26 protein-coding genes are annotated in these 22,839 nt (G+C 72.5%); 12 read left to right on the plus strand and 14 right to left on the minus strand.

All coding sequences use genetic code 11. From position 1 onward, the window contains the following. Window positions 1–20: 20 nt before the first annotated feature. Together AB0J53_RS06415 and AB0J53_RS06420 are read right to left on the minus strand one after the other, a co-directional pair. Window positions 21–953, minus strand: a complete 933-nt coding sequence (locus AB0J53_RS06415; protein ID WP_219519592.1) for a YihY/virulence factor BrkB family protein — start codon at window positions 951–953, stop codon at window positions 21–23. Window positions 954–1,013: 60 nt separating this feature from the next. Continuing rightward, entirely contained in the window at window positions 1,014–1,388 is a 375-nt protein-coding gene (locus AB0J53_RS06420) for a YccF domain-containing protein (protein ID WP_364169125.1), read from the minus strand. Between the two features lie 61 nt (window positions 1,389–1,449). Between AB0J53_RS06420 and AB0J53_RS06425 the strand changes: the two genes are divergently transcribed. From AB0J53_RS06425 to AB0J53_RS06450, 6 genes are all read left to right on the plus strand, one after another. Beyond that, entirely contained in the window at window positions 1,450–1,578 is a 129-nt protein-coding gene (locus tag AB0J53_RS06425; protein ID WP_281427552.1) for a hypothetical protein, read from the plus strand. Between the two features lie 109 nt (window positions 1,579–1,687). Then, the gene (locus tag AB0J53_RS06430; RefSeq protein WP_311132608.1) at window positions 1,688–1,771 is read left to right on the plus strand and encodes a putative leader peptide; all 84 of its coding nucleotides are present in this window, start codon (window positions 1,688–1,690) and stop codon (window positions 1,769–1,771) included. A 103-nt stretch (window positions 1,772–1,874) separates the two neighbouring features. Further along, on the plus strand, window positions 1,875–3,548 hold the full coding sequence (locus AB0J53_RS06435) for a nitrite/sulfite reductase (RefSeq protein ID WP_219519598.1): 1,674 nt from the start codon (window positions 1,875–1,877) through the stop codon (window positions 3,546–3,548). Next, window positions 3,545–3,688, plus strand: a complete 144-nt coding sequence (locus AB0J53_RS06440) for an Insertion element protein (RefSeq protein WP_219519600.1) — start codon at window positions 3,545–3,547, stop codon at window positions 3,686–3,688. The genes AB0J53_RS06435 and AB0J53_RS06440 overlap by 4 nt, the downstream gene beginning before the upstream one ends. Then, window positions 3,685–4,413 (plus strand): phosphoadenylyl-sulfate reductase, encoded by a 729-nt coding sequence (locus AB0J53_RS06445; protein ID WP_219519602.1) that lies wholly within the window; start codon window positions 3,685–3,687, stop codon window positions 4,411–4,413. Before AB0J53_RS06440 ends, AB0J53_RS06445 begins: the two co-directional genes overlap by 4 nt. A gap of 83 nt (window positions 4,414–4,496) precedes the next feature. Further along, window positions 4,497–5,357 carry a CbiX/SirB N-terminal domain-containing protein gene (locus tag AB0J53_RS06450; RefSeq protein WP_364169131.1) on the plus strand — a complete coding sequence of 287 codons (861 nt, stop codon included), beginning with the start codon at window positions 4,497–4,499 and terminating at the stop codon, window positions 5,355–5,357. An 85-nt stretch (window positions 5,358–5,442) separates the two neighbouring features. Here AB0J53_RS06450 and AB0J53_RS06455 read toward each other — a convergent pair whose 3' ends face one another. After that, window positions 5,443–6,105: a DUF1707 domain-containing protein gene (locus AB0J53_RS06455; protein WP_219519322.1), complete on the minus strand. Its 663-nt coding sequence runs from the start codon at window positions 6,103–6,105 to the stop codon at window positions 5,443–5,445. A gap of 154 nt (window positions 6,106–6,259) precedes the next feature. Here AB0J53_RS06455 and AB0J53_RS06460 point away from each other — a divergent pair, with 154 nt between their 5' ends. After that, window positions 6,260–7,603, plus strand: a complete 1,344-nt coding sequence (locus AB0J53_RS06460; RefSeq protein ID WP_364169135.1) for an ankyrin repeat domain-containing protein — start codon at window positions 6,260–6,262, stop codon at window positions 7,601–7,603. 18 nt (window positions 7,604–7,621) lie between these two features. Here AB0J53_RS06460 and AB0J53_RS06465 read toward each other — a convergent pair whose 3' ends face one another. Further along, window positions 7,622–8,515 (minus strand): maleylpyruvate isomerase family mycothiol-dependent enzyme, encoded by an 894-nt coding sequence (locus tag AB0J53_RS06465; protein ID WP_246647068.1) that lies wholly within the window; start codon window positions 8,513–8,515, stop codon window positions 7,622–7,624. Beyond that, complete coding sequence (locus tag AB0J53_RS06470) at window positions 8,515–9,072, minus strand: sigma-70 family RNA polymerase sigma factor (protein WP_219519328.1); 558 nt, start codon at window positions 9,070–9,072, stop codon at window positions 8,515–8,517. The genes AB0J53_RS06465 and AB0J53_RS06470 overlap by 1 nt, the downstream gene beginning before the upstream one ends. A 169-nt stretch (window positions 9,073–9,241) precedes the next feature. On the opposite strand from AB0J53_RS06470, the gene AB0J53_RS06475 reads away from it, so the two are divergent. The 4 genes from AB0J53_RS06475 to AB0J53_RS06490 are packed head-to-tail and all read left to right on the plus strand — an operon-like array spanning window position 9,242 to window position 13,731. Continuing rightward, window positions 9,242–9,667 carry an OsmC family protein gene (locus tag AB0J53_RS06475; protein WP_219519331.1) on the plus strand — a complete coding sequence of 142 codons (426 nt, stop codon included), beginning with the start codon at window positions 9,242–9,244 and terminating at the stop codon, window positions 9,665–9,667. A gap of 33 nt (window positions 9,668–9,700) precedes the next feature. Beyond that, window positions 9,701–11,821: a glycogen debranching protein GlgX gene (glgX, locus tag AB0J53_RS06480; protein ID WP_357589540.1), complete on the plus strand. Its 2,121-nt coding sequence runs from the start codon at window positions 9,701–9,703 to the stop codon at window positions 11,819–11,821. A 30-nt stretch (window positions 11,822–11,851) separates the two neighbouring features. Further along, window positions 11,852–12,571 (plus strand): pyrimidine reductase family protein, encoded by a 720-nt coding sequence (locus AB0J53_RS06485; protein WP_364169140.1) that lies wholly within the window; start codon window positions 11,852–11,854, stop codon window positions 12,569–12,571. Further along, window positions 12,568–13,731, plus strand: coding sequence for an ATP-dependent DNA ligase (locus tag AB0J53_RS06490; protein WP_364169143.1), 1,164 nt, complete (start codon window positions 12,568–12,570; stop codon window positions 13,729–13,731). Before AB0J53_RS06485 ends, AB0J53_RS06490 begins: the two co-directional genes overlap by 4 nt. Here the strand turns inward: AB0J53_RS06490 and AB0J53_RS06495 are convergent. From AB0J53_RS06495 to AB0J53_RS06505, 3 genes are all read right to left on the minus strand, one after another. Next, complete coding sequence (locus AB0J53_RS06495) at window positions 13,728–14,948, minus strand: beta-ketoacyl-ACP synthase II (RefSeq protein WP_364169146.1); 1,221 nt, start codon at window positions 14,946–14,948, stop codon at window positions 13,728–13,730. The two genes, AB0J53_RS06490 and AB0J53_RS06495, sit on opposite strands and share 4 nt — an antisense overlap. Window positions 14,949–15,335: 387 nt before the next feature. Further along, on the minus strand, window positions 15,336–16,040 hold the full coding sequence (pgeF, locus tag AB0J53_RS06500) for a peptidoglycan editing factor PgeF (RefSeq protein ID WP_364169149.1): 705 nt from the start codon (window positions 16,038–16,040) through the stop codon (window positions 15,336–15,338). A 158-nt stretch (window positions 16,041–16,198) separates the two neighbouring features. Continuing rightward, complete coding sequence (locus AB0J53_RS06505; protein ID WP_364169152.1) at window positions 16,199–16,786, minus strand: GNAT family N-acetyltransferase; 588 nt, start codon at window positions 16,784–16,786, stop codon at window positions 16,199–16,201. 153 nt (window positions 16,787–16,939) lie between these two features. Between AB0J53_RS06505 and AB0J53_RS06510 the strand changes: the two genes are divergently transcribed. After that, window positions 16,940–17,827: a tetratricopeptide repeat protein gene (locus AB0J53_RS06510; RefSeq protein WP_364169155.1), complete on the plus strand. Its 888-nt coding sequence runs from the start codon at window positions 16,940–16,942 to the stop codon at window positions 17,825–17,827. On the opposite strand, the gene AB0J53_RS06515 is transcribed toward AB0J53_RS06510, so the two are convergent. From AB0J53_RS06515 to AB0J53_RS06540, 6 genes are all read right to left on the minus strand, one after another. Then, the gene (locus tag AB0J53_RS06515) at window positions 17,793–19,019 is read right to left on the minus strand and encodes a low temperature requirement protein A (RefSeq protein ID WP_364169158.1); all 1,227 of its coding nucleotides are present in this window, start codon (window positions 19,017–19,019) and stop codon (window positions 17,793–17,795) included. The genes AB0J53_RS06510 and AB0J53_RS06515 overlap by 35 nt on opposite strands. Window positions 19,020–19,105: 86 nt before the next feature. After that, entirely contained in the window at window positions 19,106–19,507 is a 402-nt protein-coding gene (locus tag AB0J53_RS06520; protein WP_219518742.1) for an RNHCP domain-containing protein, read from the minus strand. An 11-nt stretch (window positions 19,508–19,518) separates the two neighbouring features. Next, window positions 19,519–19,878 carry an RNHCP domain-containing protein gene (locus tag AB0J53_RS06525; protein WP_219518740.1) on the minus strand — a complete coding sequence of 120 codons (360 nt, stop codon included), beginning with the start codon at window positions 19,876–19,878 and terminating at the stop codon, window positions 19,519–19,521. Window positions 19,879–20,088: 210 nt separating this feature from the next. After that, window positions 20,089–21,084, minus strand: coding sequence for a non-homologous end-joining DNA ligase (gene ligD, locus AB0J53_RS06530; RefSeq protein WP_364169162.1), 996 nt, complete (start codon window positions 21,082–21,084; stop codon window positions 20,089–20,091). Window positions 21,085–21,292: 208 nt separating this feature from the next. Then, window positions 21,293–21,694, minus strand: a complete 402-nt coding sequence (gene msrB / locus AB0J53_RS06535; RefSeq protein ID WP_219518735.1) for a peptide-methionine (R)-S-oxide reductase MsrB — start codon at window positions 21,692–21,694, stop codon at window positions 21,293–21,295. 309 nt (window positions 21,695–22,003) lie between these two features. Next, on the minus strand, window positions 22,004–22,762 hold the full coding sequence (locus AB0J53_RS06540; protein WP_364169166.1) for a hypothetical protein: 759 nt from the start codon (window positions 22,760–22,762) through the stop codon (window positions 22,004–22,006). Window positions 22,763–22,839 lie beyond the last annotated feature (77 nt).

Here is a 22,839-nt window from a genome sequence, read left to right on the forward strand (position 1 = left end):
CGATTATGGCGGAACGACGGTCATTTCGCACGGCCGAGGCCGGGCCAGAGCCGGTCGACCTCGGCGTTCAGGATGGCCCCGATGAGCACGGCCAGCGCGGTGATGTAGAGCCAGAGCAGCACCGCGATGGGCGCCGCGAGCGACCCGTACACCGAGACGGGCGTGAACCAGGCGGCCAGCACGCCGCGCAGCACGGCGGCGCAGACGATCCACAGGATGAGCGCGAGGATCGCGCCGGGCAGCTCGCGGTACCACTTCGTGCGCACGGGAACGCTCACGTGGTAGAGCACGGTCAGGAAGAGCACCGAGCCGACGATCACCACCGGCCAGTAGAGCACGTCGATGAGCACGCCGTACTGGCCCGGCAGCACTCCCCGCAGCAGCGTCGGCCCGATGACCAGGATCGGCATCACGATGATGCCGATGACCAGCCCGACCACGTACAGGCCGAACGACATGAGGCGGGTGCGGATGATGCCGCGCTCCTCGCCCAGGCCGTAGGCGACGGAGATGAGGTCCACGTACACGTACAGGGCGCGCGAGCCCGACCACAGCGACAGCAGGAAGCCCAGCGAGATGATCGACACCTTGCTCGCGTCGTCGCGCAGCACGTCGGCCAGCAGGGGGCGGACGACGCCGGTGACGGCGTCGTCGGTGAACAGCAGCCCGGCCTGGTCGATCACCCACGCCTCGATGTCGCGCACGCGCTGCCTGCCGAGCCAGGTGCCGAGCTTGGCCAGCACGCCGATGAGTCCCAGGACGAACGGGGGCAGCGACAGCAGGGCGAAGAACGCGGCCTCGCCCGCCAGGCCGGTGACCCGGTAGTTGACGCCGGCGTTGGTCGCGGCGCGGGCGGTCGCCCACGACCTCGTGTCGCGCACCCAGCTCAGCCTCGCCCGGGCTTGGGCGGCGAGCCGCCTCTTGGACCGGCCAGGCGCATCCGTGGACGTCATGGCACCCAACGCTATTTCGCAGTGACTCTCGGGGACAGCTTACGTCCCCCTCGTCCTGCCCTAGGCGTTGTCGACGATGCGTGCGCCCAGCGGGAGAAGTGAGACGGGGATCATCTTGATGTTGGCCACGCCCAGCGGGATGCCGATGACGGACACGAACAGCGGGATGGACGTGAGCACGTGCCCGATCGCCAGCCAGATGCCCGCGACCAGGAACCAGATCACGTTGCCGATCAGCGTCAGCGCCCCGGCCTCGGGGTCGCGCACCACGGTCCTGCCGAACGGCCACAGCGCGTAGGCGGCGATCCGGAACGAGGCGATGCCGAACGGGATCGTGATGATCAGGATGCAGCAGACGATCCCGGCGACCGCGTAGCCGATGGCGAGCCAGATGCCGGCGAACACGAGCCAGATGACGTTGAGGATGGTGCGCATGGTCACAGCATGTCACCGTGCGTACCCGGCCCACATCGGGGATCACCCTGATAATGCAGGGGTGATCTGCGAACGCTGCAAGGAACGACGTCACGACGAGTGCCGGGGCGGGTCGTGGTGCGACTGCCAGCACCAGGAGCCCGAGCCGGAGCCGGACGAGCCCGTCGTCAACTGGCTGCGCCAGGGCTAGCTTTTCTGACCTGCGAGGTTGGGCGCGCGGCCGGCGGGTGGCAGGCCGGGCGAGTCCAGAGTCTGGACCCGGTCTTGGACATCGATCGTCGCCGGGGTATCTTCGAGGCATGCCAGCGGACCCCATGCTCGTCGGCCGACGCCACGTCGACCTTCAGCGTGTCCGCAGTGCCATCTGTTGCGACGCCCGGTAACCGCAGATTTCTTCCGCTGAGCGCGTCGCACCTCCTCTCCCCTGCACTCGATGACGAGGCAGGAGGAACGCTGCGCGCGCCCATAAACCCAAAAGGACGCGCAATGAGCACCCCTGCCAGCCGGCACCACAAGCGCCCGCGCGGCGAAGGCCAGTGGGCCCTCGGTTACCGAGAGCCGCTGAACAAGAACGAAGAGAGCAAGAAGGCCGACGACGGGCTCAACGTCCGCCAGCGGATCATCGACATCTACTCCAAGGGCGGCTTCGACTCGATCGACCCCGCCGACCTGCGCGGCCGCTTCCGCTGGTACGGCCTCTACACCCAGCGCAAGCCCGGCATCGACGGCGGCAAGACGGCGATCCTCGACCCGGAGGAGCTCGACGACCGCTACTTCATGCTGCGGGTGCGCATCGACGGCGGCCAGCTCGACATCCGCCAGCTCCGCGTCATCGCCGACCTGTCGAACGAGTACGCGCGCGGCACCGCCGACATCACCGACCGGCAGAACGTGCAGCTCCACTGGGTGGAGATCGAGTCGGTGCCCGACATCTGGGAGCGGCTTGAGGCCGTCGGGCTGAGCACGACCGAGGCGTGCGGCGACACCCCGCGCGTGATCATCGGGTGCCCGGTGGCCGGGATCGACGCCGAAGAGGTGATCGACGCCAGCGCCCAGATCCGCGAGCTGAACGAGAAGTTCATCGGCAACCCCGCCTACTCCAACCTGCCGCGCAAGTTCAAGACGGCGCTCAGCGGCTGCTCGGCCCACTGCACCGTGCACGAGATCAACGACGTGGCGTTCGTCGGCGTCGTCAACGAGCAGGGCGAGCGGGGCTTCGACCTGTGGGTCGGCGGCGGCCTGTCGACCAACCCGATGCTGGCCAAGCGGCTCGGCGTGTTCATCGCCCCCGAGCGGGCGGCCGACGTCTACGCGGGCGTGATCGGCATCTTCCGCGACTACGGCTACCGGCGGCTGCGGCACCGGGCGCGGCTGAAGTTCCTGGTCAACGACTGGGGCGTGGAGAAGTTCCGCGAGGTCCTGGAGACGGAGTACGTCAAGGAGAAGCTGCCCGACGGCCCCGCCCCCGCGCTGCCCCGCGCCAACCGGCGCGACCACGTCGGCGTCCACCCGCAGCACGACGGCAACTTCTACGTCGGCTTCGCGCCCCGCGTGGGCCGCCTCGACGGCGACAAGCTGCGCCTGATCGCCGACATCGCCGAGCGCCACGGCTCCGACCGGGTGCGCACCACCGTCGAGCAGAAGATGGTCATCCTCGACGTCGCCCCCGACCAGGTCGACTCGATCGTCGCCGAGCTGGAGGCCAACGACCTCAAGGTCAACCCCTCGACGTTCCGCCGCCAGACGATGGCCTGCACCGGCATCGAGTTCTGCAAGCTGGCGATCGTCGAGACCAAGGCCAGCGCCTCCCGGCTGATCGACGAGCTGGAGCGGCGGCTGCCGACGTTCGACGAGCCGCTGACCATCAACGTCAACGGCTGCCCCAACTCCTGCGCCCGCATCCAGACCGCCGACATCGGGCTCAAGGGCCAGCTCGTCATGGACGAGAACGGCAACCAGGTCGGCGGCTACCAGATCCACCTGGGCGGCTCGCTGGGCGTCAACTCCGGCTTCGGGCGCAAGGTGCGCGGCCTCAAGACCACCGTCGAGGGCCTGCCCGATTACGTGGAGCGCGTCGTGACGCACTACGACGAGCAGAAGAAGGAAGGCGAGACGTTCGCCGACTGGGTGCAGCGCGCCGACGAGGCGGACCTCAAATGACCGCACGCGCCGTGCCCTTCCACTGCCCCTACTGCGGAGATGAGGACCTCGAACCGTACGAAGGCGACGGCGGCTGGTACTGCCGCGCCTGCTCGCGCGCCTTCAAGCTGAAGTTTCTCGGAATCGGGGTGAACCTGTGACGCTCGTCGACATCGAGGCCGGGCTGACGCAGCAACGCGGCACGCTGGACCTGCAGGACATCGTCGAGTCGGCCGCCGTCTTCCTGGAGGACGCGCCCGCCCGCGAGATCATCCGCTGGGCGGCGGCGACGTTCGGCGACCGGCTCTGCCTGACCTCCTCCATGAGCGACGCCCTGCTCATCGACCTGGTGAGCCGGGTCAAGCCGGGCGTGGACGTGCTCTTCATCGACACCGGCTACCACTTCGCCGAGACCGTGGGCACCCGCGACGCGGTCCAGCAGGTCTACGACGTGAACGTGATCAACGTCAAGCCGTCGCGCACCGTCCAGGAGCAGGACCGCGACCTCGGGCCGCGCCTGTTCGGCCGCAACCCCGACCTGTGCTGCTACCTGCGCAAGGTCGAGCCGCTCAACCGTGCCCTGGAGCCCTACCTGGCGTGGATCTCCGGCATCCGCCGCGACGAGTCCGCCACCCGGACCGGCACCAAGGTCGTCGAATGGGACGCCAAGCGGCAGATGGTCAAGGTCAACCCGATCGCCTCCTGGACCCAGGACGACGTCGACAACTACATGGCCGACAACGGGGTGCTGATCAACCCGTTGCACTACGACAACTACCCCTCGATCGGCTGCGCGCCGTGCACGCGCCAGGTCGCCGAGGGGGAGGATCCGCGCAGCGGCCGCTGGGCGGGGCTGGGGAAGGTCGAATGCGGCATTCACCTGTAACTCCCGGCCGCCGGCCCGCCCCGTTGGCAGACGGGGCGGGCCAAGGCGGGCCGCCCGGCTCTCCGCCCGGCGGGGTGCCGCTGGTGGCCGTGGCGCACGGGTCGCGCGACCCGAGGGCCGCCGCGACGGTCGAGGCGCTGCTGGAGGAGGTGCGGCGGGCGCGGCCCGGACTGCCGGTGCGCGGCGCGTACCTGGACCACTCGGCGCCGACGCTGGCGCAGGCGCTGCACGGGCACGCGGAGGCCGTGGTGCTGCCGCTGCTGCTGACGGCGGCCTACCACAGCCGTGTCGACCTGCCGGCGGCGCTCAACGAGGCGCGTGCCCGCGATCCGCTGCTGCGCGTCCACTACGGCGACACGCTCGGCCCCCACCCGCTGCTGGTGTCCGTCCTGGAGCGCCGGCTGGCGGAGGCGGGCGTGACGCCGGGCGATCCCGGCACGGCGGTGGTGCTCGTCTCGGCGGGCTCCAGCGACGCGCGCGCCAACGCGGTCGTCGCGGACCTGGCCCGCACCTGGCGCCCCTCCCCCGGCCGTGCGAGCGGCCCTTTGAGCGGCCCCACGAGCGGCCCCACGAGCGGCCCCACGAGCGGCCCCACGAGCGGCCCTTTGAGCGGCCCTTTGAGCGGCCCTTTGAGCGGCCGCGCAACGGGCCCTGCCAGCGGTGGCGGCGGCTGGTGGGCGGTGACGGTGGCGTACGCGTCGGCCGCCGGGCCGACGCCCGCGGAGGCGGTCGCGCTGCTCAGGCGGGCGGGCGCGCCCCGCGTGGCGGTGGCGCCCTATCTCCTGGCCCCCGGCTACTTCGCCGACAAGGTGCGGCGCGACACGCTGGCCGCCGGCGCCGACGTGGTCGCCGACGTGCTCGGCCCGGCCCCGGAGCTGGCCCAGGTGGTGCTGCGGCGCTACGAGGCCGCCCTGCGCGCCCCCGTGGACGCGGCGGCCTCATGAGCTGATCCCCGCCGCCCGGCGTGAACGGGCGGCGGGCCCGTCAGCAGCCCCGGTCTCAGCAGCCCCGATCTCTGTAGCCCCGGCCTCAGTAGCCCCGGTCGAGGGAGCGGCGCTCGTTCCAGTCGTCGCCGTGCAGCTCCCGCCAGTGCTCGCGCCAGGCCGACCAGCGCCGCTTGAGCGGCTTGGCCCGCGAGTCGCCGAGCACCTTGACGTCGCCCATCACCGCGTAGGCGTGCACGCGCACGACGGGCGCGCTGGTGCCGGGTGCGGCCTCCTGCACGTCGACGCGCTTGTCGCCCATGATGGCCACGCCGTCGAGGTCCACGTTGACGCCGTCCGGCACGATGATCTTCACGTCGCCCATCACGGACACGGCGGTGATCTCCACCAGATCGGTGCGCACCTCGGCCTCGCGCAGGTCGAGCAGCACGTCGCCCATCACCGCGACGGCGCCGAGCTCCTGGTCGATGCGCCAGGTGCCGCGCCGCTTGGTGTCGCCCATGATGCCCACGAACCAGCGCCGCTTCCTGCCCTCGCGCGGCTGGACCTGACCGGGGGCGGCCGGGGCCGCGGGCAGGTCCTGGGTGAGCAGGGCCAGCTCGGCGTGCGTGGTGGCGGTGTAGGCGGCCTCGGTGCGGTCGGTCAGCTCGGCGAGCGTGAGCCGTCCTTCGACGGAGGCCTCCCGCAGCATCTCCACCACGGCTTCCCGCTCGGCGTCGGAGGCCCGTACCTCCCCAGGGTCAGTCATACTCGCAACATATCGCGTTTGCGGGGGTTTGCGATCCTCCCGAAGAAGGAATCGCCATCCCCCGAACCGCTCACCCCCTCCTGTGCGTATCAGTTGGTGACACGGGCCCCGGCTTGGTCCCGCGGCGCGGCCGGGCCAGGCTAGGGTCCCTGTCATGCATGAGGAACAGCTCTACCGGGCGGCGTTGAACGGCGAGACCGAGGCGGTGGGCGAGCTGCTCGCCCAGGGGGCCGATCCCAACGTGGCCAGCGAGGGCGCGGACGAGGAGGGCGGGCTGCCGCTGTGCGCGGCGGCCGCCTGGGACCGGGTGGAGGCCGCCGGGGCGCTGCTGGCGGCCGGCGCGGAGGCCGACGGCCGGGAGAGCGGCGGCTGGACGGCGCTGATGTGGGCCGCCGCCAACGGCAGCGCCGACACGGCGCGGGTGCTGATCGAGGCGGGCGCCGACGTCGACGCCGTCAACGAGTCCGGCGACACGCCGCTGTCGCTGGCGGCCCGGCGCGGCGCGCTGGGCGTGGTGCGTGAGCTGCTGGCGGCGGGCGCCGACCCGGAGAAGTACGACGGCGACGGCGACACGCCGCTGGACATCGCGGCCGACTGGCTGGGCGTGCACCTGGAGAGCGCGCTGCTCGACCAGATCGGGCAGGAGGACTGGGAGTACGTGGTGGCGCGGCAGTTCGCCAAGGACGGCACCGAGCTGGTGACGGTGGCGGGCCGCTCGGCCGACGGGTCGCAGAGCGAGCAGGTGCAGGCGCAGCGCGGCCACGCGGCGATCGCGACGCTGCTGGAGGACGCGGCGGGCGTCTACACGCCGATCGACCGGCTGGTGGCGCGCGCGCTGGCGCACCGCGACGTGGACGAGGACGCCGAGACGTGGTGGGTGGTGGCCGACACGCTGGGCAAGCGGGCCGACGACGAGACGTACGAGGCGCTGGCGAAGCTGTGCGTGAGCGAGGACGCCAGGGAGCGCGAGTTCGGCGTCGACGCGATCGCCCAGTTCGGCGTGACGAGCGAGGACAAGCCCTATCTGGAGCGCACGCTGCCGCTGCTGCAGAAGATGACGACCACGGAGGGCAACCCGCAGGTGCTGCGCTCGGTGCTGGCCGCGCTGGGCCACACGGGCGATCCGAGGGCGCTGCCGCAGGTGCTCGACATCATCGGCCGTCCGGGTCACAAGCGCACGATGACCGACGCGATCGCGCTGGCCGACGTGCTGCCGCCGGATCACGCCGAGGGGCTGGCGCTGCTCATCGACATGACGCGCGACGACGAGACCGAGGTGCGTGACTGGGCCACGGCGGGGCTGGCCGGGCTGGACGCCGACACGCCGCAGATCCGCGACGCTCTGGCGGCCCGGCTCGACGACGCCGACCTGCGCACGGTGGCCGAGGCGACGCGGGGGCTGCGGGCGCGCGGCGACGAGCGGGCGCAGCAGGGCGCCAAGCGGGTGCTGGAGGAGTCCGACGACCCGTACGCCGTGGAGCTGGTCACCGAGTCCTGAGCGGCCTCTCAGCGCCCCTCAGGGGCCCGACAGGGCGGGTGCGGTGGCGAGGACGTCGCGGGCCAGCGCCCGGTCGCCGGTCAGCTCGGCGGGGAAGCTCGCCGGGTCGCCGCGTCCGCCCAGCAGGAAGCAGAACGCGACCACGTCCGCCGTGATGCCCGCGTCGGGCTCGGCGGGCGGGGCGGGGTCCTCGACGCCGAGGGCGACGTTCCACTCGCCGCCGCCGGGCCCGGTGAGGGTGACGCGCACGCCGCGCCCGGACGCGTCCAGGCCCGACAGCAGCATCGTCCACGGCAGCAGCCGGGCGCACAGGTCGGCGACCGGGTGGATGTGGCCGGGCAGCGGGTGCGGCAGGCTGACGCGGGCGGTGCGGGCGGCGTCGTCGGTGTGCACCCACGTCTCCAGCATCCTGGCCAGCACGTGGTCGGCGGCGGGCGCCTCCAGGCCGTCGAGGGTGGCGGGGGTGCCGGCGGGCAGGCCCGCGAGGTGGCGGCAGAGCGCGTCGGCCTGCGCCCGCCAGTCCCTGCGGGTCTGCTCGGGGTCGCGGGAGCGCTCGTACGCCTGTACGTGCGCGGTGCGGGTGGCCGAGTCGGCGGCGGTGAGCTCGGGCCCCAGGACGGGCGCGCCGACGGAGGCGGCGAGCAGGCCGTCCTTGGCGGCCAGGTGCGCGACGAGTTCCTGGAGCGTCCAGCCTTCGACGATCACGCGGGACCAGTCGTCGTCCACGGCCGAGGCGAGCAGGGCGTCCAGGGCGGCCACGCGGCCGGCGTACGGCTCGGCCCAGGGCGCGGTGGGGGCGGCGGGGCGGCGCCGCGCCCTGGCCCCGGCCAGCAGTTGCGGACGCAGCGTGCCCGTGGGCTCCACCGGGTCCTCGAGCAGCGCGTCCAGGTACAGACGCTCGAGCGGCTCCATCACACCTCTTCCTCTGCCAGCGCGCCGGCCAGGCGGCGCAGCGCCAGCCGGATGCGCGACTTGGCCGTGCCCTCGGGCACGCCCAGTTCCTCCCCCACCTGCCGGTACGTCCTGCCGCCGAAGTAGGCGAGCTCGACCGCCTCGCGCAGGGCGTCGGGTAACGCCGTGACCGCCTGCCGCACCCGTTCGGCCTGGTCGGCGGCGAGCACCGTGTCCTCCAGCCGGTCGGGCGCCCGTTCGAACAGGCGGGGGCCGAGCGTGGAGACGCGGCGGCGCTCCTCGGCGCGCACGTGGTCGACGGCGCGGCGGTGGGCGATCGTGGCGAGCCAGGCGCGCAGCGTCCCCCGGCCCGGGTCGTAGGCCAGCGGGCGCTCCCAGAAGATGAGGAACACCTCCTGCGTGATGTCCTCGGCGATCACCCGGTCCCGCGTGACACGCAGGGAGAGACCGAAGATCAGCGAGGAGAGCCGATCGTAGATCTCCCCGAGCGCGGCCTCGTCGCCGCCGACCACCCGCTGGTGCAGCAGGCGGTCGTCGTACGGTGCCTCCACTGGCACCACACTCCCGTGATCCGGACCTAGGCGGCGGGTGTGCCGCGACCCGAGCATGTCACTATTCGCCGGAAAAGGGCAGACGGATGTCGGAGCCCGGCGCGCCCGCCGGGCCGGGATAGTGTCAGAAGACACCACGAGTCGTCGCACGTCCAGAAGCAGAGGGAGCACATTCATGGCCACCACGCGCACCGCCACGACCGAGTGGAAGGGAGCCCTGCTCGACGGGTCCGGCACCGTCTCGCTCGACACGTCCGGGGTGGGCACGTTCGAGGTGTCCTGGCCGTCCAGGGCCGAGGCGCCGGCCGGCCGGACCTCGCCCGAGGAGCTCATCGCCGCCGCGCACTCCTCGTGCTTCTCCATGGCGCTCTCGCACGCCCTGGCGGGCGCCGGCACGCCGCCGGAGTCGCTGCGGACCAGCGCCGACGTCACCTTCCAGCCGGGCGAGGGCATCACCGGCATCGTGCTCACCGTGCAGGGCCGGGTGCCGGGGATCGACGCCGCGCAGTTCCAGGAGGCGGCCGAGACGGCCAAGGCGAACTGCCCGGTCAGCAAGGCGCTCGCGGGCACCACGATCAGCTTGCGCGCCGAACTCCTGTAGCGGGACCGCGATCGCGTGCGACAATCGGGTCACATGCGCGAAGTCTGGCCGGGCGAACCTTATCCACTCGGTGGCACCTGGGACGGCGTGGGCACCGGTTTCTCGGTGTTCTCCGAGGTGGCCGAGCGGGTCGAGCTGTGCCTGTTCCACGACGACGGCTCCGAGGAGCGGATCGACCTGCCCGAGGTCGACGGGTTCGTCTGGCACGGCTACCTGCCCGGGATCATGCCGGGGCAGCGCTACGGCTACCGGGTGCACGGGCCCTACCAGCCGGCCCAGGGCTACCGGTGCAACCCGGCCAAACTGCTGCTCGACCCCTACGCCAAGGCCGTCGACGGCGAGCTGACGTGGAACGAGGCGCTGTTCCCCTACCACTTCACCGATCCGTCGCGGCCCAACTCGGCCGACAGCGCGCCGTACATGCCGAAGAACGTGGTGATCAACCCGTTCTTCGAGTGGGGCAACGACCGCTCGCCGCGGGTCCCGTACCACCAGAGCGTGATCTACGAGGCGCACGTGCGGGGGCTGACGATGCGCCATCCCGGCGTGCCCGAGGACCTGCGCGGGACGTACGCGGGGATGGGGCATCCGGCGATCATCGACCACCTGGTGTCGCTCGGGGTGACGGCGGTCGAGCTGATGCCGGTGCACCACTACATGCCCGAGCACTTCCTGGTGGCGCGCGGGCTGACGAACTACTGGGGCTACAACACGATGGCCTACCTGGCGCCGCACGGCGGCTACTCCAGCTCCGGCACGCGGGGCGAGCAGGTGCCGGAGTTCAAGGCGATGGTGCGGGCGCTGCACGAGGCGGGCATCGAGGTGATCCTCGACGTGGTCTACAACCACACCGCCGAGGGCGACCACATGGGGCCGACGCTGGGCTTCCGCGGCATCGACAACGCCGCCTACTACCGGCTGCACGACGGCGACCGGCGCTACTACCTGGACTACACCGGGTGCGGCAACTCGCTCAACGTGCGCTCGCCGCACGCGCTGCAGCTCATCATGGACTCGCTGCGCTACTGGGTGCTGGAGATGCACGTCGACGGGTTCCGGTTCGACCTGGCCTCGGCGCTGGCGCGGGAGCTGCACGACGTCGACCGGCTGAGCGCGTTCTTCGACCTGATCCAGCAGGACCCGGTGATCTCGCAGGTCAAGCTGATCGCCGAGCCGTGGGACGTGGGGCCGGGCGGCTACCAGGTGGGCAACTTCCCGCCGCTGTGGACCGAGTGGAACGGCAAGTACCGCGACACCGTGCGCGACTTCTGGCGGGGGACGCACTCGGCGCTGCCGGAGTTCGCCTCGCGGCTCACGGGCTCTGCGGACCTGTACGAGACGTCCGGGCGGCGGCCGGTGGCCTCGATCAACTTCGTCACCTGCCACGACGGCTTCACGCTGACGGACCTGGTCTCGTACGACCACAAGCACAACGAGGCCAACTGCGAGGACAACCGCGACGGCACCGACGACAACCGGTCGTGGAACTGCGGGGCCGAGGGGCCGGTCGAGGATCCGCGCATCGTCGGGCTGCGGCACCGGCAGCGGCGCAACTTCCTGGCCACGCTGTTCCTGTCGCAGGGCGTGCCGATGCTCTCCCACGGCGACGAGCTGGGCCGGACCCAGCGGGGCAACAACAACGCCTACTGCCAGGACAACGAGATCGCCTGGGTCGACTGGTCGATGCTGCACACCGAGTCGGACCTGCTGGAGTTCGTGCGCAGGCTGTCTCAGCTGCGGCGGGAGCACCCGGTGTTCCAGCGGCGGCGCTTCTTCCACGGGCGGCATTCGGGCAACGGCCTACGTGACCTGGTGTGGCTGACGCCCGGCGGGGCGGAGATGACGGCGGGCGACTGGCACATCGGCTACGCCAAGTCGCTCATGGTCTACCTCAACGGCGAGGCGATCACCGAGCCGGGGCCGCGCGGGGAGAAGATCACCGACGACTCGTTCCTGCTGCTGATCAACGCCCATCACGAGGACATGACGTTCACGCTGCCGGGCGAGGAGTTCGGCGGCACCTGGATCCCCGAGATCGACACCAGCCACGAGACGCTGGAGAGCGTGTTCGTCGACGAGGGGTGGCGGCCCGGCGACCTGGTGGCGGTCACCTCCCGGTCGTTGCAGGTGCTGCGCCAGCCCCGGCGTCCATGACTTGTCACAGGCGTGTGCCAAGGTAGAGGGGTGCGTCGCATCCATCCCGACATAGAAGACAATCCCGACATCGAGCGGGCCTACGCCTACCCCGACCGGCCGTGGCTGCGCCTCAACATGGTGGCCAGCGCCGACGGCGGCGCGTGGGTCGAGGGGCTGTCCGGCGGGCTGTCGAGCAAGGGCGACCGGCGCGTCTTCGGGGTGCTGCGCGGGCTGGCCGACGTGATCCTGGCGGGCGCCGCCACCGTCCGGGCCGAGGGCTACGGCGCGGTCCGGCCGCGCGAGTCGTGGCGCGAGATGCGGGCGGGCCGGCCCGCCGCGCCGCCCATCGCGGTGATCACCCGCGGCCTCGGCCTCGACCTGGCCGGGCCGCTGTTCGACGGCGGCGTCAGCCGGACCATCGTCGTCACCTGCGAGAGCGCGCCCGCCGAGCGGCGCAAGGCCGCCGCCGAGGTCGCCGACGTCATCGTGGCCGGCGAGGAGTCCGTCGACCTGGCCGCCGCCCTGGCCGCGCTGCACGAGCGCGGCCTGACCCGGGTGCTGTGCGAGGGCGGGCCGCTGGTCAACGCCCAGCTCGCCGCCGCCGGGCTCGTCGACGAGCTGTGCCTGACCGTCAGCCCGATGCTGATCGGCGGCGACGCGGCGCGCATCCTCAACGGCGCGCCGTCACACGTCAAGCTTGAGCTCAGCCAGGTGCTGGAAGAGGAGGGGGTCCTCTTCTGCCGCTACACGAAGGAGTCTGGCCCATGACAGAGCCGACCGCGCCACGGGGGAAGAAGGCGGCCAAGGAGCCGGAGCCGATCCCGGACCTCGACCTGCCCGTGCGCCCGCCGGTCGCGCCGATGCTGGCCAAGCCGGTCAAGGCGATGCCCAAGCAGGACGGCAACCTGTTCTACGAGCCGAAGTGGGACGGGTTCCGGTGCATCGTGTTCCGCGACGGCGACGAGGTCTATCTCGGCAGCCGCAACGAGCGGCCGTTCACCCGCTACTTCCCGGAGCTGGTGGAGGCCGCCAAGGCGGAGCTGCCCGACCGATGCGTGGTCGACGGCGAGATCGTGCTGCCGCGCGGGTCGCACCTCGACTTCGAGGCGCTGCAGCAGCGCATCCACCCGGCGGCGTCGCGGGTCAAGATGCTGTCGGAGCAGACGCCCGCCTCGTTCGTCGCCTTCGACCTGCTGGCTCTGGGTGACGAGTCGTTCATGGAGACGCCGTTCGCGGAGCGCCGGCGGCGGCTGGTCGAGATATTTCCCGAAAAAGGCGGATCCATCCGGCTCACTCCGGTGACGACGGACGACGCCCAGGCCGCCGAGTGGTTCGACATGTTCGAGGGCGCCGGGCTCGACGGCATCATCGTCAAACCCGGCGACCAGCCCTACATCCCCGACAAGCGGACCATGTTCAAGGTCAAGCACGAGCGCACCGCCGACGTGGTCATCGCCGGCTACCGCGAGCACAAGAGCGGCCCGATCGTCGGCTCCATCCTGCTCGGCCTCTACGGCGACGACGGCCGCCTGCACCACGTGGGCGTGGCGGCCTCGTTCCCCATGGCGCGGCGGGCCGAGCTCGTCGAGGAGCTGCGACCGTACATCGCCGAGCTGTCGGAGCACCCGTGGGGCCACTGGGCCGAGCAGGCCGCCGCCGGCATCGGCCAGCCCGCCGCCACCCCGGCCACCGGCGGGCAGCGGGTGCCGGGCGCGATCTCGCGGTGGAACGCCAAGAAGGACCTGTCGTTCATCCCGCTGCGGCCCGAGCTGGTGATCGAGGTGGCCTACGACCAGATGGAGGGCGACCGGTTCCGCCACACCGCCCAGTGGCGGCGGCTGCGTCCCGACCGCACCCCCGAGTCGTGCACGTACGAGCAGCTCGACCGGCCCGTCTCCTACGACCTGGACGACATCCTCGCCCGTTAGGCGGTGAAGGCCAGGCTGGCGTTGTGCCCGCCGAAGCCGAAGGAGTTGACCATCGCCGCCCGCCACCGGCCCCGGCGGGCGGCGCCCGCCACCAGGTCGAGCTTCACCTCGGGGTCCGGGTCGGCCAGGTTGCGCACGGCGGGGATCACGCCCTCGCGCAGCGACAGGATCGCCGCGATCGCCGCCAGCGAACCCGAGGCGCCGCACAGGTGACCGGTCATCGACTTGACCGCCGTGACGGCCGGGTGGACGCCCACGGCCTCGGCGATCGACGCGCTCTCCGTCAGGTCGCCCGTCGGCGTGGAGGTCGCGTGCGCGCTGACGTGGCCGACGTCCAGCGGGCTCAGCCCGGCCGAGTCCAGCGCCAGCCGCATCGCGCGCACCTGGCCCTCCGCCGTGCCCGCCGTGATGTGATGGGCGTCGGAGCTGGTGCCCGCGCCCGCCAGCGTGGCATGCGTACGGGCGCCGCGCCCCGCCGCGAACCCCTCACGCTCCAGCACCAGCACCGCCGCGCCCTCCCCGAGCACGAACCCGTCACGCGCCGCGTCGAACGGCCGCGACGCCTCCTCCGGCGGGCCGTCGAACCGCGACAACGCCCTCGCCTGCGCGAACCCCGCCAGCGTGAGCGGATGCACGCACGCCTCCGCGCCGCCCGCGACCACCACGTCGGCGCGGCCCAGCCGGATCAGGTCCAGGCCCATCGCGATCGCCTCCGCCCCGGACGCGCAGGCGCTCACCGGCGTGTACGCGCCCGCCCGCGCGCCCAGCTCGATGCTCACCACGGCGGCGGCGGCGTTGGGCATGAGCATCGGGACCGTGTACGGCGACACCTTGCGCGGGCCGGACGCCTCCATCAGGTCGTCCTGCGCCAGCAGCGTCAGCACCCCGCCGACGCCCGTGCCGATCACCACGGCCAGCCGCTCCGGCTCCACCTCCGGAGCCCCCGCGTCCGCCCACGCCTCCCGCGCCGCGACCAGCGCCGCCTGCTGGCAGCGGTCCAGCCGCCGGGCCGGCACCCGGCCCAGCACCTCGGCCGGGTCGACGCTCATCCGGGCGGCGATCCGCACCGGCAGGCCGGCCGCCCACTCCTCCTCGACCAGCGCGGCGCCGGAGCGCCCCGCCAGCATCGCGGCCCACGTGGAGGCCACGTCACCACCCAGCGGGGTGGTCGCTCCCAGGCCGGTGACGGATGCGCCCGCGGTCAACGTGTCGTGCACGAGGTGTCCCCTTTCGTCCTGCCGTCCACGCTGCCAGGACGCGCCCGTACGGGGAGGCGTGAAGATCGACGAAAAACCCCCGCCGTCTTTGTCGCCCCCGAACCGACGCCCACCACGGCCGTGCGCGGGACGGCACCCGCCGAGGGCTGACCGCCATCGGGCACCCGACGAGCGCTCGGGGAGGGCCGCCGGTCACCCAGGGCGGGCACCGCGCGAGCGCCCAGATAGGGCCGCCGCCGGTCTCTCGGGGCGGGCACCGAGCGGGCGCTCAGGGGCACGCGGTGGGTGCTCGGAGAAGTCCGGCGGGCGCCCGAAGCTCTCGCTGGGGGACCGCGGGGTGTTGCGGTTAAGGCTCGGTGCTCTCCGGCGGGGTGGGAGAGCGGCGGGTCAGGTGAGCCAGATGAGGCCGGCGAAGCGGCCGGGGTCGTGGCGGCGGTGGGAGTAGAGGTCGGTGGTCTCGATGGTGCAGCGGTCGTCGTGGCGGACGTCGGCGACGCCGGCCTCGCGGAGCTGGGCCTCGATGCCGGCGCGCAGGTCGAGCGCCGGGGTGCCCCAGGAGGTGGTGGAGTGGATCTGCGGCACGGTGGCGGCGACGCGGTCGCGCAGCTCGGCGGGCACCTCGTAGCAGCGGCCGCAGGCGCCGGGCCCAATCAGCGCGGCCATCCGGGCGGGCACGGCGCCCTTGCCGGCCATCGCGGCGACCAGGGCGGCGGCGATGCCCGCCTCGGTGCCGGGCCGGCCGGAGTGGGCGGCGCCCACCATGCGCGCGACCGGGTCGGCCACGAGCACGGCCGGGCAGTCGGCGCCGAGCGAGGCGAGCGCGAGGCCGGGCTCGGTGGTGAACACGCCGTCGACGGGTGGCGGGTCGTCGCCGAACGGCTCGCTCACGTACGCGATCTCGGCGCCGTGCACCTGGCGCATGAACACGATCGCGCGCACGCCGAGCTCGGCGGCCACGCCGGCGCGGTTGGCGCGGACGGCGGCGGGGTCGTCGCCGGTGCCGCCGCCGAGGTTGCGGGTGCCGTGCGGGCCGGCGCTGACGCCGCCGTGGCGGTCGGTGACGGCGACGTGCACGCCGGGGACCAGCTCCATGCCCCCGATCCTATGACCCGCCGGGCCCGCGCCCGGAAGGCCGGGTTCCCCGGCGTGAGGAGTGCGCCTGACGGGCCTGGACGACCCGCACGCGCTCATGGCCCGGCGCGGGTGGCCGGTGCGCCCGTCTCGGCGGCCCGGTGTGCCCGGGCTGTGGGCTAGGGGCGGCGGCGGGGGGACGAGCCGGGGCCGCCGGGGCCGGAGCCGCGCGGGATCACGTCGGGCGTCCGGCCCAGGGCGATCGACATGTGCACCTCGTCGTAGCGTTCGCGGCCCACTTCGACCACGTTCGGCAGGCGGCCCCACTCGGTGAAGCCGAGCTCCTCGTACAGCTCGATGGCGCCGTGGTTGTTGCCGCGCACGCTGAGCGTGAGCGTCTCCAGCCCGGCGGCGCGGGCGCTGGCCGTGAGCGCGGAGACGACGAGCCTGCCGAGGCCCAGGCCGCGCGCCGACGGGTGGGCCATGATCTTGGCGACCTCGGCGGTGCGGGTGAACACGGCGTGCGGGGAGCGCCGCCACAGGCCCATCGCCTGGACCGTGCCGTCCACGCGGGCCAGGGCGAGGCGGGCGTCGCCGTCCCTGACGGCCTTGAGCACCTCCTCCAGCCAGGGGTCGGTCTGTTCGCGGCCGGGGGGCTCCGGGTAGCCGATGGCTCCGCCGAGCCCGGCGACGGCGTGCATCACGCGGTGGACGGCGGACTGGAGCTCTTCGTCGGCGGAATCCGGCCAGGTGAGGTCAATGCGCACAGTTGGCCATTATGTCGGGATTTTTCGCCGTAATCGGCTTTACGGTCGGGTGCGAGCGGTCGATTCGGCCCGCCACCGGCGTGATCACCCGCGTACGCGATCAGCCCCGGAAAAGCCGATCGTGATCCGTATGTCGCGCGATAGATTGCGCTCATGAGCGAGGGGATCATGCCGGAGCTGCCGGAGCTGACGGGGTTGTCCGAGGCGGCGGCCCAGTCGCGGGCCTCGGTGCTGCGCAGCCGCGCCGAGTCGTACATCGCGCTGGGGCGGCACGACGCGGCGATCGCGGACCTGACCGAGTCGATCGCGCTCGTGCCCGGCAACGCGCGGGCCTGGCGGCTGCGCGGGGAGAGCCACCGGATCGTCGAGCGGTTCGAGGCGGCGGTGGCCGACTTCGACGAGGCGCTGCGGCTGGAGCCCGACAGCTCCTACGCGCTGGGCTCGCGGGGCCAGGCGTACGCGTCGCTGGGCCGGATGGAGGAGGCCATGGCCGACTTCGAGCACGCGCTGACGCTCTCGCCCGAGTCGCTGTGGATCCTGGAGGCCAAGGCCGACGCGCTGGCCGACCTGGACCGGTTCGACGAGGCGCTGGACGAGCACGCCAAGATCATCGCACTGAACGAGGAGCTGGCCTACTCGTGGCTGGCCCGCGGCGACCTCTACCAGCGGATGGGCCTGTATGCCGAGGCCATCTCCGACTACGGCCGCGCCCTGGAGGCCGACCCCGACTACGTCCGGGCGCTGAGCAGGCGCGGCGAGGCGCTGCGCATGATCGACCGTTACGAGGAGGCGCTGGCCGACCTCAACCGGGCCGTCGAGCTCGACCCCGACAACGACCGGGCGCTGGGCAGCCGGGGCGCGGTGCTGAGCGAGCTGGGCGACAACGAGGCGGCGCTGAAGGACCTGAACCGGGCCGTCGAGCTGGACGAGGAGTACATCTGGGCCTACCGGGTGCGCGGTGAGATCCTTCAGGACCTCGACCGGCACGAGGAGGCCGTCGCCGACTTCACCCGCGCCCTGCATCTGGAGTTCGGCGACTGACCGCCGGGGGCCGGCGGCCGATCGCGACGACGGTGACGATCAGCAGCACGCAGGCGGCCGCGATCCCCGCGACCACGGCCGACACCCCCGCCCGGGGCGCCGCGAGCGGCAGGAGCAGGATGACCAGGGCGTACCCGGGCATCACGGCCGGATGGGTGACGCCGGCGCGCACGACGGTCCCGTGGATCAGCCGGAACAGGACGAGGAACACCGCGGCCGGGATCGCGACGGCGTAGCCGATGGCCACGGGCGTGGCGGTGACGTCGTGCCCGGTCTGCTCGGCGGCCACCTCCAGCCCGGCGCCGAGCGCGGCCAGCGCGGCGAACACGCCGTAATGCCCGTACCCCCACAGATAGGACAGATGAGGCCGTTCCTCCAGCCCCTCGCCCGCGGGCAGGAGGAAGTAGATCCACCACAGCGCGAACAGCAGCACGAGCCCCGATACGGCCATGACGACCAGGGGGGCGCTCGTCCGGGCCGCCGCCAGCGCGCCCGCGACGCCCCGGGTCGCGGCCAGGACGCTCTCACCGAGCAGGATGATCGTGAACAGCCCGTAGCGTTCGGCGATGTGGTGCGGATGCCAGTGGGTCCGCCCGGCGCGTTCGGCCCAGACCGGCACCGCCAGCTCGGCGGCGGCCAGCGCGGCGAACAGCGGCAGCCGCGCCCCATCCGGCACCGCGCCCGCCTCCACGAGGACGAGACGCAGCACCCACCCCGCCTGCACGACGGTGATGCCCGCCGCGTAGCGCAGCGCGGTGCGGCGGCCCGCCGGGTCCTCGACGGCGGCGCGCACCCACTGGGCGACCAGCGCGATGCGCATGATGAAGTAGCCGAGCGTGACCGCGCCGAAGTCGGCGTGGTCGGCGGCGGCCGGCACCCCGGCGGCGAGCACGAGCACGCCGCCCATCTGCACCATCGTGAGCAGCCGGTAGGGCACGTCGTCGGTGTCGTAGGCCGAGGCGAACCAGGTGAAGTTCATCCACGCCCACCAGATCGCGAAGAACACCTGGAGGAACAGGACCAGCCCGGGCAGCGCGTGGCCGTCGGCCACGGCGTGGGCGAACTGCGCGGTGGCGGCCGCGATCGCCACCACGAACGTGAGGTCGAACAGCAGCTCCAGCTCGCTCGCCGCGCGGTGCGGCTCGTCGACCGCCCGGGGGCGCATCCTGACGCGGATCTCCCGTGCCTTCATGCCCCTTCCCTCCCCGGTGAAGCGGCCGGTGAAAGGCGGAAGGCACGGAACCCTTCGTCATGGGTCCCGTGCCTTCCTGCGGCGCGCTACAGCGTGAGCAGCGCGTTGACCGGCAGACGCCGGTCCGACAGCGGGCGCATCGCGATGCGGAGCAGCGCGAGCGCGTTGTCGTCGCCCGCGATGCGGTTGGCGCTGAGCCCGCCGCACGACTGGCAGTGGTGGATGATCAGCCACTCCCCGTCGTGCCGCACGGACACGCTCAGCGCCGCCATCCGCCCGCGGCAGCCCGCCCGCCGGTCACCGGGGACGCGGTGGTCGACGTGCAGGCTCGTCAGACAGTGCGGGCAGTGGTTGCGGTGCGCGGTGCCCGGCGCGAGGACGGGCACGTCGAGGCGGCAGCCGACGCATCGGAACGCGTCGCCCGGCTCGCCGTGACGGACGTCCTTGCGCCGCTGCGGCCTGCGCGGGTCCGGTTTCCTGCGTGGCATGTCCGCTCCCGTCACAGGTCGCCGAACGTTTCCAGCGGAAACGGCGGCTGAGCGAGCGGGCGTACGGCCATGCGCATGAGGATGAGCTGGTTGTCGTCCCCGGAGATCGGGTTGGACGTCAGCTCACCGCACCGGGTGCAGCGGTGGATGATCATCCAGTCGCCGCTGCGCAGCACCGCGATCGAGATCGGGGTCATGCGCGACCGGCACTCGGACGGGCCGCCCTCGGCACGGTCGAGGACGTGCAGCGAGTGCAGGCAGCTCGGACAGTGGTTGCGCCGGGTCCCGTCGGGACCGGCTGCGGCCACGGTCAGCCCACAGCGCACGCACGCGAACGTGTCGGTGACGGTACGGATCTTGTTGGTGGACACCCTGGGTTCTCCTTGCCGGAATGGTGCTTGTCGAGCAGCAAGGAAGCGCCGTGCGGGCCTCGCCCCGGGTCAGGGGCAGATGCGGATGACGAAGTGACGAGGCGCGCATGGCGCAGGGCGGAACATCAACTCACCTTCCCAGGGCCGGAGTATGGACGTCGTTCGACACAGCCGCGAGCGTAATGCCCGGGATGCGAGGATCGCCATTCATTATTCGCGGGCCTTGCTGGGCTGGACGCGCTTGGGCTCGCCGGGCATCTTCGGATAGTTGGGCGGATAGGGCATGTCGCCCCGCTCGTCCTTGGCGTAGAGCTCCAGCAGCGGCTCGATCGAGTGGGCGCGGTCGTCGATCGCGGCGTGCACGTCGCCGAGCTCGGCGAAGCGGGCCGGGACCGTGCGGATGTCGAAGTCGCGCGGGTCGGCGTCGGCCAGCTCGTCCCAGGTGAGCGGCGTGGAGACCGGGGCGTGCGGCTGGGCGCGCACCGAGTAGGCGCTGACGACGGTGCGGTCACGGGCGTTCTGGTTGAAGTCGATGAAGACGCGGTCGCCGCGCTCCTCCTTCCACCAGGCGGTGGTCACCAGGCCCGGATCACGCGCCTCGACGGCCCTGGCGAGCGCGATGCCGGCGTGGCGCACCTGGACGAAGTCCCAGCGCGGCTCGATGCGGACCGCGATGTGCGCGCCCCGGTTGCCGGAGGTCTTGACGAAGCCGGTCATGCCGAGCTCGTCGAGCACCTCGCGGGTCAGCGCGGCGGCCCGGCGCACCGCGCCGAACTCCAGCCCCGGCTGCGGGTCGAGGTCGACGCGCAGCTCGTCGGGATGCTCGACGTCGGCCGCGCGCACCTGCCACGGGTGGAAGTCGATGGTGCCGAGGTTGGCGCAGTAGGCGATCGAGGCCACCTCGGTCACCCGCAGCGAGTCGGCGGTGCGCCCGCTGGGGAAGGTCACGGTGACCGTCCGCAGCCAGTCGGGATGCTTGGGCGGCATCCGCTTCTGGTAAATGGCGTCGTTCTGCACGCCGTCGGGGTGGCGCTTGAGGTTGGTCGGCCGGTCGCGCAGCGCGCACAGCACCCCGTCGCCCACGCTCACGTAGTATTCGACCAGCTCACGCTTGGTCGCGCCGATCTCCGGAAAGTAGACCTTGTCGGGGTTGGTGACCTTGACGGTCCGCTCCCCCACCTCAAGCTCGATGTACGGCGATGCCATGCGTCACAACCTACCCGGCGCCCCCGACAGAACCCCGGAAGGACGCCGGCTCACCGTACCCGCACCCGGGTCTTCGCGCACACGTCGCACCGCTGGGTGACGACACGGCCGATCGTCTCGATCGTCACCCAGCGGTGACGAAAGTGCACAGGACGCACGGGAAATGTTTACCCTGGCCCGGCGATCGATACGCGGAGTCGCCGGGCGATCACTCCGAGGGGTCGAGCCGGAGCGACACCGAGTTGATGCAGTAGCGCTCGTCGGTCGGCGTCGGATAGCCCTCGCCGCGGAACACGTGCCCCAGGTGCGAGTCGCAGCGGGCGCAGCGCACCTCCGTGCGGACCATGCCGTGGCTGCGGTCCTCGATCAGCGTGACGGCGTCGTTCTCCGACGGCTCGTAGAAGCTGGGCCAGCCGCAGTGCGACTCGAACTTCGTGCCGGAGGTGAACAGCTCGGCCCCGCAGGCGCGGCACGTGTAGACGCCCTCGGTCTTCGTGTCGACGTACTCGCCGGTGTACGGCGCCTCGGTGCCCGCCTGCCTGAGCACGCGGAACTCCTCAGGAGAGAGCTGGACCCGCCACTCGGCCTCGCTCTTGACCACCTTGTCCATACGTCCAGGGTACGAGATACGGCAAAAGGAGATCTCCGCAGGGGGAAGCATCCAATCTGGGGCGAAAATGCGTCTTTGACGACAAGGGGGTGTCATCGCCTCCTCCATGGGGTGAGATCACACGCAGGATCGCCCGAGCGGCACAGCCCACGCCCGTGCTGGCGCCGCCGGCGATCGGCCCGGCCGGCCGGGTGGCGCGCCAGCGCCCGGAACGGCCCGCGGGTGATCTCGTGAAGCCCGTCCCGTCGAGCCCCCGGTCCCGCCACCGAGGCGGCTCCGGGACGGGCCCCCATCTGCCCCTCGCCTCCGTCAGCCGGGGGCGGGGTGCGTGACGCGGCAGGTGGTGTCGCCTGGGCCGAGGATGTTGGCGAGCACCGGGTTGCCGTTCTCGCCGAACCTGGCGTGCACGAAGACCACCGGGGCAGCGGTGCCCGTGTCCTGGAGGTAGCTCAGGCCGCGCTCGCACAGGGTGAGGGCCTGCCGGGAGTTGCCCGCTGTTTCCGGCAGGGTGGTGTAGATGCGGAGATATCCGCCGATGGTGCGGATGTCCTTCACGTGGCCCGCCGCCCTGTCGTCCCACCGGCTCCGGAAGTACGTGACCGCGTCATGATCGGTGTGCCTGGACGGATCCCCCTCCGCACCATCCGGCTCGTGGACGGTCCCGCCCGCTCCCTCACCGGGGACGGCCTCACCAGGAGCGCCGGGGTGACCTGCCGGCTCGCCGGAGCCGGTCGCCACAGCCTGGCCCCCGCGCCCGTCCCCGCCGTCCGTGCCGGTCCCCGGCCCCTCCGCGCCCGTCCCCCCTCGGAGGTACGTCTCCGATGGAGCGGGTGGCTGGGCGTACGCGTCGTCCGGGGCGGTCGTCGACAGGGGCGCGTGGGCGGTGAGCAGGGCGCCGGTGAGCAGGACGCCGGTGAGCACGGCGAGCGCCGCCACCGCAAGGCCCCACGGCCTGCGCGAGGGGCGCCGTCGGCGGCCTCGGCGGGCGCGTGGCGTCGCGGCCCCGGTCCGGACGAAGAGGGACGGCCGCGCGGTGGTGGCGCGGTGGTGACCTGTGCGCTCCTTCACGTGGGCGCTCCCTGGGGCCGGACCCGGCAACTGCCCTGATTGTGACAAACAGGGTGCGGTCCCGTCAGCCGATCAGG

Origin of the sequence: Nonomuraea sp. NPDC049725 (assembly GCF_040674795.1) — a bacterium.
Taxonomy (GTDB): domain Bacteria; phylum Actinomycetota; class Actinomycetes; order Streptosporangiales; family Streptosporangiaceae; genus Nonomuraea; species Nonomuraea ceibae.

Bases quoted from the DNA above. Each gene is read 5' to 3' on its own strand.
- AB0J53_RS06415 (WP_219519592.1), bottom strand. From the start codon at position 953: ATGACGTCCACGGATGCGCCTGGCCGGTCCAAGAGGCGGCTCGCCGCC.
- AB0J53_RS06420 (WP_364169125.1), bottom strand. From the start codon at position 1,388: ATGCGCACCATCCTCAACGTCATCTGGCTCGTGTTCGCCGGCATCTGG.
- AB0J53_RS06430 (WP_311132608.1), top strand. From the start codon at position 1,688: ATGCCAGCGGACCCCATGCTCGTCGGCCGACGCCACGTCGACCTTCAG.
- AB0J53_RS06435 (WP_219519598.1), top strand. From the start codon at position 1,875: ATGAGCACCCCTGCCAGCCGGCACCACAAGCGCCCGCGCGGCGAAGGC.
- AB0J53_RS06440 (WP_219519600.1), top strand. From the start codon at position 3,545: ATGACCGCACGCGCCGTGCCCTTCCACTGCCCCTACTGCGGAGATGAG.
- AB0J53_RS06455 (WP_219519322.1), bottom strand. From the start codon at position 6,105: ATGACTGACCCTGGGGAGGTACGGGCCTCCGACGCCGAGCGGGAAGCC.
- AB0J53_RS06460 (WP_364169135.1), top strand. From the start codon at position 6,260: ATGCATGAGGAACAGCTCTACCGGGCGGCGTTGAACGGCGAGACCGAG.
- AB0J53_RS06465 (WP_246647068.1), bottom strand. From the start codon at position 8,515: ATGGAGCCGCTCGAGCGTCTGTACCTGGACGCGCTGCTCGAGGACCCG.
- AB0J53_RS06475 (WP_219519331.1), top strand. From the start codon at position 9,242: ATGGCCACCACGCGCACCGCCACGACCGAGTGGAAGGGAGCCCTGCTC.
- glgX (WP_357589540.1), top strand. From the start codon at position 9,701: ATGCGCGAAGTCTGGCCGGGCGAACCTTATCCACTCGGTGGCACCTGG.
- AB0J53_RS06490 (WP_364169143.1), top strand. From the start codon at position 12,568: ATGACAGAGCCGACCGCGCCACGGGGGAAGAAGGCGGCCAAGGAGCCG.
- pgeF (WP_364169149.1), bottom strand. From the start codon at position 16,040: ATGGAGCTGGTCCCCGGCGTGCACGTCGCCGTCACCGACCGCCACGGC.
- AB0J53_RS06510 (WP_364169155.1), top strand. From the start codon at position 16,940: ATGAGCGAGGGGATCATGCCGGAGCTGCCGGAGCTGACGGGGTTGTCC.
- AB0J53_RS06515 (WP_364169158.1), bottom strand. From the start codon at position 19,019: ATGAAGGCACGGGAGATCCGCGTCAGGATGCGCCCCCGGGCGGTCGAC.
- AB0J53_RS06520 (WP_219518742.1), bottom strand. From the start codon at position 19,507: ATGCCACGCAGGAAACCGGACCCGCGCAGGCCGCAGCGGCGCAAGGAC.
- ligD (WP_364169162.1), bottom strand. From the start codon at position 21,084: ATGGCATCGCCGTACATCGAGCTTGAGGTGGGGGAGCGGACCGTCAAG.
- msrB (WP_219518735.1), bottom strand. From the start codon at position 21,694: ATGGACAAGGTGGTCAAGAGCGAGGCCGAGTGGCGGGTCCAGCTCTCT.